The following is a 16,857-nucleotide window of genomic DNA, read 5'->3' on the forward strand; positions in this document are numbered from 1 at the left end:
ATGAAGAGATGCGGGCCCCAGTGGAGCAGATCTCATCCTACCGAACCGGACAGCCCCGGGGTTGGCCCTTGAGTTAAGTCAGCCGCACCGGAATATCTCTCAGCCTGTCATCAGGCGCCGTCGCACATGCGCCGAGTCATAGGGGTTAAGGTTTTTGAGGTCAAACCCCGATTGCGCCAGCTGCGCGCTGATCTGCGCCACGGCAGAATTTCGAACAGTTTGATGTTACGAGAACCCCAGCCGCCTGGCCGTTGCCTCGAACAGGCGCCGCTCGCGCTCGTCAACCTCACCATTCGCCTTGGCCACGATGGCCAGATGATCAAGAATCTCGCGTTTGCGTTCGACGCTCAGATCGGCCAGCATTTCGGCGGCCTGCGCATCGGTGGTCTCGTAACCGAAATCATTGAGATATTTGAGGATATCGGTCAGCTCACTGCCATCGAGGCCCAACAGCCTTGTGCAGATCGCTGCAAAAGCATCGGCTTCTGCCGGTTCGACCGACTTGTCGGCGAACGACATTCTCACCAGCAGCAGCAGCTCCGCCGTCAGCACCGGGTCATGCGCCACCTTGCTCAGCGAGCTGCTCTGATCGAGGAATGCCCGGACCCGCTCGCCAAAACTAGGGGAATCGCCTGCTGCCTCACTCATGATCCTGCCCTTTTTTCCTCGATCGAACCAGGCGCGCGTTCCACCACCGGCAGGCCCGGTTCCAGTCCAAGCAGATCACCCATCCTGCGAATCAGCTTGCTATCGCATTCGTCCGCGTTTGAGCTTGCGCGCGCAATCTCCACCATGTTCCCAAGAAGGGTGGTTCGCGCCTTCATGTCAAGCTGAGCAAGCAGCGTGAAGGCCTTGGCATCGCAAGACCGTGCTTTGGGTGAATCGAGCAGCACATGCAGCTCGCGCATGTCGCGACGGTTTATGCCGAAATTCTCCTCGCATATGCGTTCGAAAGCGGTGAGTTGGGATGGCTGAACCACGCCATCCGCAAGCACGATCCGGAACAGCACAAGGATTTCCGCCAGCACAACAGGATCTTCGGCAATCTGTCCCAGCGCGCCCGGCAACTTGGGCTCTGGATCAAAAAAATGCGCGATCGAGGCCATGAGAATTTTCAACAACAAGGCTCCCCTAGGGCAGCAGCAAACCCAAGCATTGAAAAAACTTAATGCGTCGCTTCCGATTGTCCAGTTTCATTCGCCATGCCATAGGTCTCGGCGCATTCCTGCCGTAGCTCCCGCCAAAGGCCCGTCGATGGAAGATTTGACGCTCACGCTGACCTTGCTGCTGCTCGGTGCAGCTTTTCTCGCCGGATTCGTGGATTCGATCGCCGGCGGCGGTGGCCTGATCACGGTGCCGGCGCTGCTTCTGGCCGGGTTCTCCCCCGTCGAAGCCCTCGGCACCAACAAGCTGCAGGGACTTTTCGGCTCCAGCTCGGCAACACTCACCTATGCCCGAAAGGGCCATGTCGATCTCAAGGCGCAACTTCCCTCCGCGGCCCTGTCCGCAGCTGGATCGGCGCTCGGGGCCCTACTCGCTACGGTTATCCCCGGCGACATCTTCCGCGCCTTCCTGCCGTTTCTGCTGGTCGCTATCGCGTTCTATTTCGCATTCAAACCGAATATGGGCGATGTCGATCGCGTCCGCCGCCTGTCGCCGTTCCTGTTCGGGCTGACGATTGTGCCGCTCATCGGCTTCTACGACGGCGTCTTCGGCCCCGGCGCGGGTTCCTTCTTCATGCTCGCCTGTGTTGCTCTGGCCGGATACGGCTTGCTCAAGGCCACGGCCCACACCAAGCTCCTGAACTTCGCTTCCAATCTCGGCGGCTTTGCCATATTCGCACTTGTCGGCGTCATCTCGTGGAAAGTCGGACTGATGATGGGCCTCGCCCAGTTCGCGGGCGCGCAAGTGGGGTCACGGCTGGCGATGAAGAACGGCGCCAAAATCATCAAGCCGCTGCTGGTGATCACCTGCGTTGCGCTTGCCGGCAAACTGGCCAGCGATCCGGTAAATCCTGTGCGGGTCCTGCTCGGGTTCTGACCGGTCTCAGGACACGGCAGGAAGACCGGCACCGGCCGCAAACACCACCGCCATCAGCGCCCAGAATTGGGAGCTTGCAGAAAGGCTCGTGGCCACTTCCCGGGTCAGAACTCCACGCCGATCTGTGCCTTCACCCCGGAGCGGAACGGATGCTTGATCATTTCCATCTCGGTGACCAGATCTGCAAACTCGATCAGCTCATCCTTGGCGTTGCGGCCTGTGAGAACAACATGAGTCATGGCTGGCTTCTCGGCTTCCAGGAAGGCCATCACCTCGTTGACGTCGAGATAGTCATAGCGCAGGGCGATGTTGATCTCGTCGAGCAACACCATCGAATTGCGCTCGTCGCGGATCAGCTCCTTGGCCTTCTCCCAGGCGGCTTGCGCCATTTCAGTGTCGCGGGCCTTGTCCTGGGTTTCCCAGGTAAACCCCTCGCCCATGGTGTGAAACTGGCAAAGGTCGGAGAAATGTTTGAGGATCAGGTCCCGTTCGCCCGTCGACATCGCACCCTTGATGAACTGCACCACCGCACACGGCTTGCCATGGGCGATGTGCCTGAAGATCATGCCGAAGGCTGCGGATGACTTGCCCTTGCCCTTGCCGGTGTGAACGATCACCAGGCCCTTCTCGCCGGTCTTGGTGGCCATGATCTTCTCGCGCGCCACCTTCTTCTTTGCCATTTTCTCGGCGTGGCGGGCATTGAGTTCTTCCTCGCTCATGCCGTCGGTGATCTTTCCGCGTTCGCTCATCTCATCCATCCCTGTTCATCATCATTTCACGCAAGCCGACAGAGCCGCTTCGTTTAATCGCATTGAGCCTGCACACCCCCGGCGAGGTCAAAGGTCTTGGCAAACCAGATCCGCTGGGGTGCGCCGCCATGGGCGGGCAACCGGCCGCATTCCTCATAGCCAAGGCTTTCATAAAACCTTGGCGCCTGAAACTCGAACGTGTCGAGATAGACCCCGACATGCCCCCTTTGCCGGGCGATCTCTTCAGCCTTTGCCAGCAGCTTCCGGCCGATGCCGCTGCCACGCTGCTCCTCGGGGACCCCAAGCAGCTTGACGAACAACCAGCGCTGCACCGAATGCGCCGTCAATCCGCCGGCCAGCCGGCCCTCGGTGTCAACCGCCTTGAGATGCAGCGGCACCGGATCAAACGGATGGCCACGCCGGGCCGCCGGTTCGTCCACGATTGCCTCGATCATTGCGGCAAATTCCGGATCACCGGTTTCGTCGACTGTGATCTCAAGTGTCATGAACACTCCTTATTCCATCACCCTGTCGACCGCTGACGGCGCGGCATATCCGTGTTCCGGCGCTTGTCCGGCCAGTTCTCCAAGAGCAAATTTGGCGGAATTGCTCTTCGGCGTCCACAGCCCGCGCTCGATCGCCTCTTCGAATTTCGCCGCCATTTCCCTGAGCGCATCCGGGTTCTTCTCGCGCAGAAAGGCGAGCGTCACCTCGTCCATCAGATAGGCCTGGTAGACCGCGTCGAAATGAGCGTCACGCACGGCGCCTGTGGTCGCCGCAAAGGCAAACAGGTAATCCACCGTCGCCGCCATCTCGAATGCGCCCTTGTAGCCGTGCCGCCTGACGCCCTCGATCCATTTCGGGTTTACCGCCCGGCCACGCACCACCCGCGCGATTTCTTCTTCCAGCGATCGGATCACCGGACGTTCGGGCCGCGAATGGTCGTTGTGATAGATCGCGGGCCGCATGCCGCGCGCCGCTTCCACCGCCGCCGTCATGCCGCCCTCGAACTGGTAATAGTCGTCGGAATCCAGCAAATCGTGCTCGCGGTTGTCCTGGTTCTGCACCACCGCTTCCACCGTCGACAGCCGCTGCTCGAACAGCTTGTGCGCGGCCTGCCCTTCCTCGTCTGCGCCATAGGCATAGCCGCCCCAGACGACAAAGGCCTCGGCCAGGTCCCCGCGTTCGGTCCAGCCGCCCTCATCGATAAGAGCCTGCAATCCCGCACCATAAGCCCCCGGTTTCGAGCCGAACACGCGGAACGAACTCCGGCGCAGCGCTTCGGTCTCGGACATACCGGATTCAATCAGCCGTGCAGTTTCCATGCGTGCCCGCGCAGCCAGCGGATTGTCCGCCTCGTCTTCCTCAAGCGCAGCCACCGCACGCGCCGCCCGGTCAAACAGCGCGATCTGGTCGGGAAACGCATCGCGGAAAAAGCCCGATATCCGCAGGGTCACGTCGACCCTCGGCCGGTTCATCATCGCCAGCGGAATGATCTCGTAACCGGTGACCCGCCGCGAGGCCGGATCCCACACCGGCTTGGCCCCGATCAGCGCCAAGGCCTGGGCGATGTCGTCGCCGCCGGTGCGCATGTTCGACGTGCCCCAGGCGGTCAGCGCCATCGAACTCGGCCATTCACCCTGATCCTGCACGTGCCGTGTTACCAGCAACTCCGCCGATTTCCGCCCCAGCTCCCAGGCGGCCGGCGTCGGCACCGCGCGGCTGTCGACCGAATAGAAATTCCGTCCCGTCGGCAACACATCAGGCCGCCCGCGGGTCGGGGCCCCCGAAGGCCCGGGAGCGACGAACCGCCCATCGAGCGCCGTCAGAATTCCCGTGATTTCAGCCGCGCCGCATGCTTCGACCGAGGGCCTGATCGAGGTCTCGATGGTTTCCATCACCGCCCGCGTCGCAAGCCATCCCTGCGGCACCGCCAGACGGCCCGAAACCAGCTCGATCGCCGCCAACTCGATCCGCTCCACCGTGTCGCCATTCGTCCGCCAAGGGTCTGCGGAAACGGACTGCAGGATCGTAGGCTTCGGGCCGGTCCACGGCTCACCCATCGGACAATCGAGGGGATCGAAGAGAGTCCCCTCTCCAACCCCTCCCCACAAGGGGGAGCGGCTAGACGGCCGCGCCTTCGCAGAAGGAAATCCGGATTTCCCGTTGTCGATAGTTGTTTCGGAATGCGCGTCACCCGCCGAACCGAGCCCCTCCCCCTTGGGGGGAGGGGTTGGGGAGGGATTTGGGCCGGACAGTCCCGCATCCCGCGCAATCGCCCGCTGCAAGCTCTCGTCGCCCGGCGCCTCGCCGCGCCTCACCCGCGCCAGCGCCACCGTGAGGTCGGTCAGCAGGCTGCCCTCCGGCGATTTGCCGAAAATGTGCAGCCCGTCGCGGATCTGCATTTCCTTCAAATCGCACAGCCAGGCATCGAGCTTTTCAAGCGCCAGATCGTCGTCATCGCCGGCCGCGATGCCGGCATCGCTGTCCAGCCCTATATCCCGCACCAGGTCGAGGATCTGACCCTTGAGCAGTTTCAGCCGCCGCGGATCATGCCCTGAAGCCTCGTAATATTCGTCGACCAGCGCCTCGAGATCCTTGAGCGGCCCGTAGCTTTCGGCCCGGGTCAGCGGCGGCGTCAAATGATCGATGATCACGGCAGACGTCCGCCGCTTGGCCTGCGTCCCCTCACCCGGATCATTGACGATGAACGGATAGACATGCGGCATCGCGCCAAGCACCGCTTCCGGATAGCAGGCATTGGAAAGCGCCAGCGCCTTGCCCGGCAGCCACTCCAGATTGCCATGCTTGCCCATATGCACCACGGCATGAACGCCGAGCTGTTGGCGCAGCCAGGCATAGAAGGCAAAATAGCCATGCGGCGGCACAAGGTCCGGCGCGTGATAGCTGGCCTTGGGATCGATGTTGTAACCGCGCGCCGGCTGGATGCCGACTGCAACATTGCCGAAGGTCAGCAGCGCCAGATGGAATGCGCCGTTGCGGTAGAACGGATCGGATTCCGGCGCGCCCCAGCGCTCGGTTACTGCCGCGCGAATACTCGGATCGAGTGTTTCGAAAAACGCCTTGTAGGCCTCAAGCGAAAGCGGCACCCCTCCGCTGCGATCATCGCGGATCGCATTGGTTGGCCCGGCCTTCAGCGCTGTCACCAGCGCATCGCCGTCAGCCGGAAGCTCACCAGTCACATAACCGGCTACTGCCATGGCCTTGAGCACCTCGATGGTGCCCGCGGGCGTATCGAGCCCGACGCCGTTGGCGATGCGCCCGTCCCGGTTGGGATAGTTGGCCAGAACAATTGCCACCCGGCGATCAGCGGCCTGTGTCCGCCTTAGCCGCGCCCAGCGCGATGCCAGTTCGGCCACGAATTGCACCCGGTCCGGCTCCGGCGCATGGGTGACGATGTTGGCTTCGACCGTCTTGTCAAAACGCGCCGCGGACTTGAATGAAACCGCCCGCGACAGCACCCGGCCATCGACTTCGGGCAAGGCCACATGCATGGCGAGATCACGCGAGGTCAGGCCCTGCTGGGAACCGGCCCAGGCCTCGCGGCCGCCACCAGCGAACACGGCCTGCAACACCGGCGCACCGGTCGATTCAAGCACCGTCCCTTTGGTCGCCCCGCCTGGGGACGACACCGCAAACCCGGTGGCATTGATAACCACATCCGGTGCAACATCGGCGAAAATCGCTTCCACGGTGCCAACGGACACGGGGTCCTTGAGGCTTGAGACAAAAATCGGCAGCGCGTTGACGCCCCGGGCTTTCAATCCCTCGCACAGAGCCGCCACCGGCGCGGTCTGACCGCTCTGCACCAGCGCCCGGTAAAAACAGATTGCTGCCACGGGTGCGTCCGGGATCCAGTCCTTGCTCAGATCGGTCAGTGCCGGATGGCCCTTCTGCGGATGCCACAGCCCGGCCTTGAGCAGCGGTGCCGCCGGTGCCGGTTTTTCGCCCCCGTCCAGCATTGCTTCGGCATAGTCTATCAACCCGCGCGCATTCTCCGCGCCGCCCTCCGTCAGATAGGCCCAGAGCCGGTCGCGCGAAGTCTGGTCCAGCGTTGACAGCGGTTCGAGCCCCGGATCGGGCCGGTCATCGCCGGGCAGTGCTGCCAGGCTGATGCCATGCGCGGACGCCGCCGCATGCAGGCTTTCGAGCGCATAGGCAAAATAGCTTGCCCCGCCAAGCGCCCGCACGATGATAAGCCTCGCCTTTGGCACCATCCGGGCGACGAAGGTATCCAACGACATCGGATGCTTGAGATCACTGAGACTCGCCAGCCGCCAGTTCAGCCGGCCTGTGCTTTGCCGTGCCGCGGCGACGCTGGCAAGCTCGGTGTCGGCGGCACTGAGAAACAGGATGTCGCCCGGGCTCTGTCCGAGATCGACGGCTTCATCGCCATCGCTCAAGCTTCCCTTCTGTGCGACGAGCAGATGCATGAGCTTATCCGGTCAGCCCGGCCAGGCTGTCCCGAATGGCGGCTTCATCGATTCCGTGCAGGCCGATGACAACGAGGCGGGTTTCGCGGGTCTCGCCAGTGCCCCAGGGCCGGTCGAAATGGGTGTCGATGCGGCTGCCGACAGCCTGCACCACCATCCTCATCGGCTTGCCGGCCACATCTGCAAAACCCTTCAGCCGCAGAATGTCATGGCTGACGATCAGGCTCTTCAGACCTTCTGCAAAAGCCGCTGCGTTTGCCACCGGACCGAGGGTCACGACAAAACTCTCGAACTCGTCATGGTCGTGCTCATGGCCATCCTCATGATGCAGCTCGTGATGCGATTTGCGGTTGGCGATGTCGTCCTCGGTGCCGATGCCGAGGCCCAGCAGCACTTCCGGCGCCACTTCACCCTGCCGCGCCTCGACGAAAACCGGCTTGCGCGTGAGGTGCCCGGCAATCCCGGTCCGGACACCGTCCAGTTCCGCAGCTCCGATCAGATCCGCCTTGTTGAGAATGATGAGGTCAGCAGCCGTAAGCTGATCCTCGAACAACTCTTCCAGCGGGCTTTCATGATCAAGACCCTCGTCGGCGAGGCGCTGCGCATCGAGCTTGTCGTGGTCATGGGCAAAACGCCCGGCGGCAACAGCTGCGCTGTCGACCACCGTGACGACGCCATCAACTGTCACCTGTGTCTTGATGCCGGGCCAATTGAACGCAGCGACCAGCGGCTGCGGCAGCGCAAGGCCGGAGGTTTCGATCACGATGTGATCGGGCCGGTCCTTGCGCGCCAGCAACTGTTCCATGGTCGGGATGAAATCATCGGCCACGGTGCAGCAGATGCAGCCATTGTTGAGCTCGACGATGTCGTCTTCCGAGCACACCTCGTCACCACAGCCCTTGAGCACGTCGCCATCAACGCCCAGATCACCGAACTCGTTGATGATCAGCGCAATCCGCTTGCCCTTGGCATTGGCCAGCATGTGGCGGATCAGTGTGGTCTTGCCGGCCCCCAGAAAGCCGGTGATCACGGTGGCGGGAATTTTCGAAGCAATCATGGCGTCAGCCCTTCATCTTGAGAGGCAGGCCGGCTGCGACGAAATAAACCTCATCGGCCAGGCCCGCAATTTTCTGGTGGAGGCGTCCGGCATGGTCGCGAAACGCCCGCGCCACGGCGTTGTCGGGCACAATGCCCAGCCCCACCTCGTTTGAAACAAAGACCACCGGCGCTGGAAGCCCCGGCAGCGCCGCACAAAGTCCGTCAAAGGCAACATCCAGATCTTCCTCGCCCAGCATCAGATTGGTCACCCACAGCGTCAGGCAGTCCACCAGCACCGGGCGGTCTGCCCCGGCATTGGCCACAAGCGCCTCAGCAAGCTTCACCGGTGCCTCGACGGTCTTCCATCCCTGGCCGCGCCGCGCCTGATGCGAGGAAATACGGTTCCGCATTTCGTCATCCCAGGCTCGGCCGGTCGCCAGATAGAGCCGCTCCGAAGACGCCGGCTCCACCAGTTTCTCGGCAAAGGCGGATTTGCCCGAACGGGCGCCGCCCAGCACCAGCGTAACCGGTGGCAGGCGGCTGCTCACGCCGCAGCTTCCTCGGGAACCCGCGACAGGAAATAACCCAGCAATCCGCCAAGCAGCAGCCAGAAAAACAGTGTGGTTGCCAGCGACGCAGCCGCATAGGCCGATGCGATATAGGCCGGCACCTCGCTCGACAGGTCTCCGGGAACAGGTGCCCCCCAGACATGCGGTGCGATAATGATCACGAGCCCCAGCGCCTTCACAACCCACTCTGGCCGCATCACCAGGCACCACAGCCCCACCGCGGAAGCCGCAACCGTGATCATCCACCAGCTCTGGCGATCGCCAATATCGGCATGGGGAAATCCGGGAACGGCGGGCGGCAGGCCGATCGAGGGCGCAAGCTGGACGCAGAACCACGCCCCTGCGCCGAGCAGCAGCCCACGCATGATCGCCTCGCGCCCGGCGGGCAGTTCCACGCCCATGATCAGCGCCACGGCGGCGAGCATCAGCGCGAAGCCTGCGCCGGCGACCAGATTGGCGAGAACGGTATCCCAGAACCGGCCGAAACCGAGCACCGAGTCTCCCGAATGCTCATGCGCAGCGCCTGCTTCGCTGGCATCATGTGAGTGACCCTCGGTATCCTCGTAGGCTTCGGCCTGCATGATCAAGGGAATCGTTTTGACATATTGGGCGGGCGTCATTGCCATACCGGCTATCAGCCCGGCGGCCAGAGCCGCCAGGAGCAATCTGACAATCATGAGATCTACCCCTTAGTGGCAGGGAAAGCCATAGGAATGACGGGTGTCGTGCGCTGCATCGTGCAGCGTATGGGAATTGGCGAGACCAACTCCGAACACCAGGATCGAACCGAAGACCAGCGCCATCAGCCCGGCGACGGTGCGGGCGCCGACGCGATCGGTCAGGGAATGGGTTTGAGTATGAGCAGACATGACAACCTCCGTGAGTGGCTCCGGAAGATCTTTCTTCCGGAGGTCCGGCTCTCAACCGGTGCGAATGGCAGGTCTCCTGGCTCGCGGGTCGTGTCGACGTTGCCGTCGACGTCAGCAAATGCCGGCCTTCCCAACGTGATGGCGGTCATGAAAACGGGACGATTCGTAGACAAAGAGGCGTCCGCGCCGATTGATCATGCCGCCACGTCAGTGGCTCGTCCGGTCCGTAGCTTCAAGATGACGGCGAGACACCATTGTCTTCCGCCACCCTGGCCTCCCGGGCCCGGTGACATTCGCCTAACCGCTCTACAGTCGCGGGGTCGGCTGCGATAAAGATGCCCTGTTTGGGTCCATCTCGTCGCATTCCCTTTTGATCCGGAAAACCTGTTCGGCTTTCTGGAACCATTCGGACTTCAACTGATAGGCCTGGTGCGACAGCCTGTCAATCGAGACTGCGCCATCCTCCGATCTGTCAACGACCGATCAATGCGGATGTGCACATCAGCTGCTCGAACCCCACCAGACGGTCCAGGTCTTCGGCGATCTCGTCCAGCGCTCTGTCGACATCAGCCCGGTAATTGCTTTCGCCGCCACGAATGCCGAATTCAGCCAGCAGCCTTGCACGGTATTCATCCGAATCGAACAGACCGTGCAGATAGGTCCCCGAGACCCGGCCATCGGGCGACACCGCCCCGTCCGGCCGGCCATCGAGAATCGTCATCGGCCGGGCAGCATCAGCTCCCTTGCTGATCCCGAGATGGATTTCGTAACCTGACAGCGCGACATCAAACTCCGCCGAGCGGGCCCTGATGTTGCGAACGGTCTTTTCCGGCACCATTTCGGTCTCGATGTCGAGAAACCCGAGCCCCTCGGCGGCTGTTTCACCTCCCTCGATCCCGTGCGGGTCGCGCACCATCCGCCCCAGCATCTGTAGACCGCCGCAGATTCCGATGATCCGGCCACCCCGGCGCCGGTGATCTTCGAGATCGGCATGCCAGCCCTGGCGCCGGAAATCGGCGAGATCGGAGATCGTCGATTTCGAGCCTGGAAGGATCACCAGACCTGCGTCTGCGGGCACCCGCTCGCCTGGCCGGACAAAAACCAGTTCCACCTCGGGCTCGGCCCTGAGTGGATCGAAATCGTCGAAATTGGCAATCCGTGACAGCACCGGCACCGCGATCTTCAGCGCCCGCGCTTCCCCCCGCACCAGTCGTTCCAGCGCCACCGAATCTTCTGCCGGCAACCGCGCCGCCGCATTCAGCCAGGGTACGACACCCAGGCACGGCCATCCGGTGAAGGCGCCGATAGACGTGATTCCGTCATCGAACAGGCTGACATCGCCGCGAAACTTGTTGATCAGATAAGCGGCGATCATCGACCTGTCCTCGTCGGGCAGGATGGTGTGGGTTCCCACCACCGAGGCGATCACCCCGCCGCGGTCAATGTCGCCCACCAGCACCACCGGCACACCCGCAGAGGTCGCAAATCCCATATTGGCGATGTCGCCGGCACGCAGATTGATCTCAGCCGGCGAACCTGCCCCCTCGACCAGCACCAGATCGGCGCCTTCCGCGACACGGGCAAAACTGTCCAGAACCGCCGCCATCAGCTTCGGCTTGAGCTTCTGGTAGTCGCGTCCGCGCGCCTGGCCGAACACCTTGCCCTGCACGACAACCTGCGAGCCGGTTTCCGACTGCGGCTTGAGCAGAACCGGGTTCATGTGCACGCTGGCGGGCACCCGGCAGGCCAGCGCCTGCAGCCATTGCGCGCGGCCTATTTCGCCGCCATCGTCGGCGACGGCGGCATTGTTGGACATGTTTTGCGGCTTGAACGGCCGCACCTTCAGCCCGTGATTGGCAGCCAGCCGGCAGAAGCCCGCGACCAGCACGGTCTTGCCCACATCCGACCCCGTCCCCTGAAACATCAATGCCTGTGTCATGGCCCGTCGATAGCATTGCAATGCGACGATCGAAAGCGGTTTGAAGCCCGGCTGTTAACCCCGTGGAAACCCTGTTTCAAAAATTGCGCAGATTTCTTTATTCGGCATCTGATTTGCGACACGCCGCGGCGGTTTTAATGCATCGCATTCCGTCAGATCGGCATAGTGCTGCGACAGATGGCAGTGGCCATTGAAACGTCATCAACACCAGACCGAAAGGGCATTGCGATGCTTTACGTTTACAATTCCGCCAACCGCGTTCAGATCGCATGGAACAATGAAGTTCCCGGCCGGCAGCCCGCCAGGAAGCGCCGTGACGGCGTTCTCAAGAGCTTCTTCCGCAGCCTTACTGGACACTGAAGACACGACACAAAGTTATTCGCCGGGTTAACCGCCCGGAACGAGGCCGGGTGAGACATTCATCCGGCCTTTTTCTTTGCCTGACCGCTGAAATGCGAAGGCCGCCTGCATCAAACGATACAAGCGGCCTGCCAAATACTCTGACGCCCTCACAAATACGCGCGAGGGTCGCGGCACTCCGGTACGCAATACCTGATCCGGAATGGTCGGCGGTTGTCCCCCGCCGTGGAAGTAGATGTAACCCGGACATCGTTACCGGAGAGTTATTGAAACCCTAAACTTTTATGAATCACGCATTTTATTTGCTGCGCCCGCAAAACCATGACGCGACGCACCACCGACGCCTGGGGCAATTTACGATTTCTCATTGCCGCAGTTGATTTCTTTGGCCAAGTCCTTACCCTTAAAGGCGGCTTTTTAAACGGCAAAAACCCTGTGGCCGAAGTCTGCAGGATGCGTTTGCGCCGCTTGACGTCGCTTGTGCGCCGTAAAAGGCGTATGGTGTGGTTCTCGACGGCCAACACGGCGACGGGCCTTCAATTCCATCGGCATCCGGCAAACAGCAGTGACCGGATCCGCCGAACAACGAAATTATCACTGCAGCAACAAGACTGGGAGGTCTTACCTATGAAGAAGCTTCTCGCTTCCACCGTCCTTGCAGCTGGCCTCGTAGGCTTTGCCGGCGTCGCTCAGGCTGAATCGCATGGCGAATGCGGCCGCGTCACCGTGGCCAACATGAACTGGGCATCCGCCGAGGTTCTGGCCAACATCGACAACATCATCCTGTCCGAGGGTTATGGCTGCGACGTCGAACTCGTTCCCGGCGACACCATGCCGACACTGACCTCGATGATGGAAAAGGGCGAGCCTGACGTCGCGCCCGAGGCCTGGATCAACGCGGTGCGCGAGCCGCTCGACAAGGCTGTCGATGAAGGCCGTCTGGTCTATGCGGCGGAATCTCTGTCGGACGGCGGCGTTGAAGGCTGGTGGATCCCCAAATACATCGCCGACGCCAACCCCGACATCAAGACCATCGACGACGCGCTGGCCCGCCCGGACCTGTTCCCGGCTCCGGAAGATCCGTCCAAGGGCGCGGTCTACAACTGCCCGTCGGGCTGGAACTGCCAGATCACGACCGCCAACTTCTTCCGCGCACACGATGCCGAGGAAAAGGGCTTCGTCCTGGTTGACTCCGGGTCCGCTGCAGGTCTCGACGGCTCGATCGCCAATGCCTACGGCAAGGAAGAAGGCTGGCTCGGCTACTACTGGGCGCCGACCGCCATTCTCGGCAACTATCCGATGACCCTGCTCGGCTTCAACGCCGAGTTCGACAAGGCCGCGTGGGACAGCTGCATGGTCGATGCCGAATGCGCAGACCCGCAGAAGAACGCCTGGCCGAAGTCGGAAGTCTACACCGTGGTGACCGATTCCTTCGCCAAGCGCGCTGGTCCGGCTCTCGACTACCTCAAGAGCCGCTCCTGGTCCAACGAGACCGTCAACGGGCTGCTGGCCTGGAAAGACGCAAACCAGGCAACCGGTGAGGACACAGCCTATTACTTCCTCGAAAACAGCGAGGACGTCTGGGGTGAGTGGGTTTCCCCGGAAGTTGCAGAAAAGATCAAGGCAGCCCTTTGATCCCGTGAACATCCAAGGGGCGGTTTCAAACCGCCCCTTCCTTTTCCGGCAGCCCATGCCGGCAAGACCAATGAAAAGAAATGACAGGGGGTGGGCCAATGGAATGGCTGATCGAGTTTCCCGACCTGGGAACAAGTACCTTGCGCAACATTCGCCTGACGGTGGATGGCGCCTTTCGCGAGTTTACACGAGCCTATGGTGAATCGATCGAACTGCTGTTCGAGCCGGTCAAATGGTTCCTGATCAATTCCGAAAATTTCATGACCGATATGCCCTGGCCTTTGATCCTGGGTATTGTTGCCTTTCTGGTCTGGATCGCAAGCCGCTCCTGGAAGATCACGCTGAGCTCGGTTGTCGTGCTGATCGTCATCGGCCTGTTCGGCATGTGGGAAGACACGATGAAGACGATCGCCATGACCTTCGTCGCAACCGTGCTGGCCATCATTTTCGGCATACCTATCGGTATCGGCATGTCGCGTTCCAACCGCGTTCAGAGCGTGGTCAATCCCATCCTCGACATCATGCAGACGATGCCAAGCTTCGTTTATCTCATCCCGGTGATCATGCTTTTCGGCATCGGCAAGGTTCCCGGCCTGATCGCCGTCATCATCTACGCCATCCCCCCCATTATACGCCTCACCAATCTGGGCATTCGACTGGTTGACGTGGATGTGCTCGAGGCTGCGGATGCATTCGGTTCGTCCAGCTGGCAGCGGCTCAAGAACGTGCAGATGCCGCTAGCTCTGCCGACCATCATGGCAGGCATAAACCAGACCATCATGATGGCGCTCGCCATGGTCGTCGTTGCCTCTATGGTCGGGGTCCAGGGCCTGGGCCAGCAGGTGCTCAGGGCCATCAACAACCAGTATTTCACCCTCGGCGTGCTCAACGGTCTCGCGATCGTCGGCGTTGCCATCATCTTCGACCGTGCCAGCCAGGCCTATGGCAAGCGGCTTCAACGCCATACGGAGGTGGTCCATGGCTGAGCAACACACCGGGATCGGCATTTCGATCAAGAATCTCTACAAGATTTTCGGATCAAACCCGGAAGACTATGTCGACGCCGTCAAGGGCGGCATGACCAAGTCCGAACTCAACGAGAAGCACAATCATGTGCTCGGTCTCAAGGACATCAACATCGATATGCCCGGCGGCGGCATTCAGGTCGTCATGGGCCTGTCAGGCTCCGGGAAGTCGACGCTGATCCGCCACATCAACCGGTTGATCGACCCGACTGCGGGCGAAGTCATCGTCGGCGACGAGGATGTGGTGAAGATGAACGAGACCGAACTGCGCGAGTTCCGCCGTCACAAAACGGCGATGGTTTTCCAGAAATTCGCGCTTCTGCCTCACCGCACCGTCCTCGAAAACTCGGTGTACGGCCTTGAAATCCAGGGCATCCCGCGCAAGCAACAGGAGGAACATGCCCGGCGCTGGATCTCCCGCGTCGGCCTGGATGGTTTCGAGGACAATTATCCGAACCAGCTTTCCGGCGGAATGCAGCAGCGCGTCGGTCTCGCGCGCGCCCTGACCAATGATGCACCGATCCTTCTGATGGACGAAGCCTTCTCAGCCCTCGATCCATTGATCCGCATGGACATGCAGAGCGTGCTTCTCGATCTGCAGAAGGAAATCCGCAAGACCGTGGTCTTTATCACCCACGATCTGGACGAGGCGTTGCGGCTCGGCGATCGCATTGCCATCCTGCGCGATGGCGAAGTGGTCCAGCAGGGCACCAAGCAGGAAATCGTGCTGCGACCGGCCGACGAGTACATCTCCAGCTTCGTGCGCGAGGTCAATCGCGGCCGGGTGATCTCGGTCGACATGGTGATGACACCCCTGTCTGGCGAACCCCAGGGCATGCCGGTCAGGAAGGGAACCGTGCTTGAGGTTGCGGCCAAGAAGATGACCGACAGCAATGTTTCGATGGCACATGTCATCGATCGGGAAGGCAAGCCGGTAGGCGCACTGGACATTCACGATGTCATCTCTGCCATGGTTACGCCTGTCGATCACGAAACCGCAGCCTGACCGCAGCCTTCATCCGGCAGCCACAGGCTGACTCAGCCAGACACGAACCCCGCGGGCAGCCACCTGCCCGCGGGGTTTTTCCGTCGTCGGGCATCCGGTCTATTGCAATGACATAAAGATATCTTTATACGACATGCAACATCACAGGAGATTTGTATGCCCGTATCCAACCCGCTTGCCGACCTGCTGGCTGAAAAAGGCGTTCTGCTCGCAGATGGCGCCACCGGCACCAACCTGTTTGCCATGGGGCTGGAATCCGGCGAGGCGCCGGAATTGTGGCTTGAGACGGCGCCCGAGAAGATCACCAAACTGCATCAGGACTTTGTCGATGCAGGCTCCGACATCATTCTGACCAACAGTTTCGGCGGCACCCGCAACCGGCTCAAGCTGCACCAGGCCGACGACCGGGTCTTCGCGCTCAACAAGAAGGCGGCCGAGATCGCCCGTGCCGTTGCCGACAAGGCACCGCGAAAGATCATTGTTGGCGGCTCCGTCGGCCCGACCGGAGATCTTCTGGTGCCGCTGGGTGCCATGACCTACGAAGATGCGGTCGCCTCCTTCGTTGAACAGATCGAAGGGCTCAAGGCCGGTGGCGTCGACGTCGCATGGATCGAGACCATGTCGGCGCGCGACGAGATCCGTGCCGCTGCGGAAGCGGCCGTGCGCTGCGGCCTTCCTTACGTTTACACCGGCTCCTTCGACACAGCCGGCAAGACCATGATGGGCGTGCACCCGCGGGACATTCATTCGATTGCCAGCGATATCGGCGACGGCCCGTTTGCGGTCGGTGCCAATTGCGGCGTCGGCGCTTCCGACATTCTGTCGTCGTTGCTCGACATGACCGCCGCCGATCCCGAGGCGATCGTCGTGGTCAAGGGCAATTGCGGCATTCCGGAATTCAGGGGCGCCGAGATCCACTATTCCGGCACCCCACCTTTGATGGCGGACTATGCGCGTCTCGCCATCGACGCAGGCGCCCGTATCATCGGCGGCTGCTGCGGCACGTCCTGCAACCACCTTGCCGCCATGCGCGAGGCCGTTGACAGCCACATCAAGGCCCAGCGCCCAACGGTGGAAACCATCGTCGAGCGCATCGGCCCGATGCGCAACGCGGTCGCCGCCGACAGCCCTGCCCCGACCCGCGAACGCCGCGGCCGTCGCGGCTGAAACAAG

At 61.7% G+C, this 16,857-nt stretch carries 15 protein-coding genes and 1 riboswitch; of the genes, 5 read left to right on the top strand and 10 right to left on the bottom strand.

The window, feature by feature from the left end; all coding sequences use genetic code 11:
• Positions 1–225 precede the first annotated feature (225 nt).
• The gene (locus CRO46_RS03515) at positions 226–648 is read right to left on the bottom strand and encodes a TerB family tellurite resistance protein (protein WP_097105120.1); all 423 of its coding nucleotides are present in this window, start codon (positions 646–648) and stop codon (positions 226–228) included.
• Positions 645–1,118, bottom strand: a complete 474-nt coding sequence (locus tag CRO46_RS03520) for a tellurite resistance TerB family protein (RefSeq protein ID WP_143438937.1) — start codon at positions 1,116–1,118, stop codon at positions 645–647. The genes CRO46_RS03515 and CRO46_RS03520 overlap by 4 nt, the downstream gene beginning before the upstream one ends.
• Positions 1,119–1,254: 136 nt before the next feature.
• On the opposite strand from CRO46_RS03520, the gene CRO46_RS03525 reads away from it, so the two are divergent.
• On the top strand, positions 1,255–2,040 hold the full coding sequence (locus tag CRO46_RS03525) for a TSUP family transporter (RefSeq protein WP_097105124.1): 786 nt from the start codon (positions 1,255–1,257) through the stop codon (positions 2,038–2,040).
• Positions 2,041–2,144: 104 nt separating this feature from the next.
• On the opposite strand, the gene cobO is transcribed toward CRO46_RS03525, so the two are convergent.
• The 8 genes from cobO to CRO46_RS03565 form a co-directional block, all read right to left on the bottom strand.
• On the bottom strand, positions 2,145–2,789 hold the full coding sequence (cobO, locus tag CRO46_RS03530) for a cob(I)yrinic acid a,c-diamide adenosyltransferase (protein ID WP_425479202.1): 645 nt from the start codon (positions 2,787–2,789) through the stop codon (positions 2,145–2,147).
• Positions 2,790–2,842: 53 nt separating this feature from the next.
• A complete protein-coding gene (locus tag CRO46_RS03535) occupies positions 2,843–3,295 on the bottom strand; it encodes a GNAT family N-acetyltransferase (RefSeq protein WP_097106469.1) in 453 nt (150 codons plus the stop codon).
• Between the two features lie 9 nt (positions 3,296–3,304).
• The gene (gene cobN, locus CRO46_RS03540) at positions 3,305–7,243 is read right to left on the bottom strand and encodes a cobaltochelatase subunit CobN (RefSeq protein WP_097105125.1); all 3,939 of its coding nucleotides are present in this window, start codon (positions 7,241–7,243) and stop codon (positions 3,305–3,307) included.
• Between the two features lie 4 nt (positions 7,244–7,247).
• Positions 7,248–8,300, bottom strand: a complete 1,053-nt coding sequence (gene cobW / locus CRO46_RS03545; protein WP_097105126.1) for a cobalamin biosynthesis protein CobW — start codon at positions 8,298–8,300, stop codon at positions 7,248–7,250.
• A gap of 4 nt (positions 8,301–8,304) precedes the next feature.
• The gene (gene cobU / locus CRO46_RS03550; protein WP_097105128.1) at positions 8,305–8,829 is read right to left on the bottom strand and encodes a bifunctional adenosylcobinamide kinase/adenosylcobinamide-phosphate guanylyltransferase; all 525 of its coding nucleotides are present in this window, start codon (positions 8,827–8,829) and stop codon (positions 8,305–8,307) included.
• Entirely contained in the window at positions 8,826–9,527 is a 702-nt protein-coding gene (locus tag CRO46_RS03555; RefSeq protein WP_097105129.1) for a CbtA family protein, read from the bottom strand. Before CRO46_RS03555 ends, cobU begins: the two co-directional genes overlap by 4 nt.
• 12 nt (positions 9,528–9,539) lie before the next feature.
• Positions 9,540–9,719 carry a CbtB domain-containing protein gene (locus CRO46_RS03560; RefSeq protein WP_097105131.1) on the bottom strand — a complete coding sequence of 60 codons (180 nt, stop codon included), beginning with the start codon at positions 9,717–9,719 and terminating at the stop codon, positions 9,540–9,542.
• Between the two features lie 49 nt (positions 9,720–9,768).
• Positions 9,769–10,141: riboswitch (cobalamin riboswitch) on the bottom strand.
• A 50-nt stretch (positions 10,142–10,191) separates the two neighbouring features.
• The gene (locus CRO46_RS03565) at positions 10,192–11,658 is read right to left on the bottom strand and encodes a cobyric acid synthase (protein ID WP_097105133.1); all 1,467 of its coding nucleotides are present in this window, start codon (positions 11,656–11,658) and stop codon (positions 10,192–10,194) included.
• Between the two features lie 987 nt (positions 11,659–12,645).
• Between CRO46_RS03565 and CRO46_RS03570 the strand changes: the two genes are divergently transcribed.
• The 4 genes from CRO46_RS03570 (at position 12,646) to bmt (ending at position 16,851) form a co-directional block, all read left to right on the top strand.
• A complete protein-coding gene (locus tag CRO46_RS03570; protein ID WP_097105134.1) occupies positions 12,646–13,653 on the top strand; it encodes an ABC transporter substrate-binding protein in 1,008 nt (335 codons plus the stop codon).
• 98 nt (positions 13,654–13,751) lie between these two features.
• The gene (locus CRO46_RS03575) at positions 13,752–14,639 is read left to right on the top strand and encodes an ABC transporter permease (RefSeq protein ID WP_097105136.1); all 888 of its coding nucleotides are present in this window, start codon (positions 13,752–13,754) and stop codon (positions 14,637–14,639) included.
• Positions 14,632–15,684, top strand: a complete 1,053-nt coding sequence (locus CRO46_RS03580; RefSeq protein ID WP_097105137.1) for a quaternary amine ABC transporter ATP-binding protein — start codon at positions 14,632–14,634, stop codon at positions 15,682–15,684. The genes CRO46_RS03575 and CRO46_RS03580 overlap by 8 nt, the downstream gene beginning before the upstream one ends.
• 156 nt (positions 15,685–15,840) lie before the next feature.
• Positions 15,841–16,851, top strand: coding sequence for a betaine--homocysteine S-methyltransferase (gene bmt, locus CRO46_RS03585; protein WP_097105139.1), 1,011 nt, complete (start codon positions 15,841–15,843; stop codon positions 16,849–16,851).
• Positions 16,852–16,857: the final 6 nt, after the last annotated feature.

The sequence above is a fragment of the Parahoeflea halophila genome, from assembly GCF_900220985.1.
GTDB lineage: Bacteria > Pseudomonadota > Alphaproteobacteria > Rhizobiales > Rhizobiaceae > Hoeflea > Hoeflea halophila.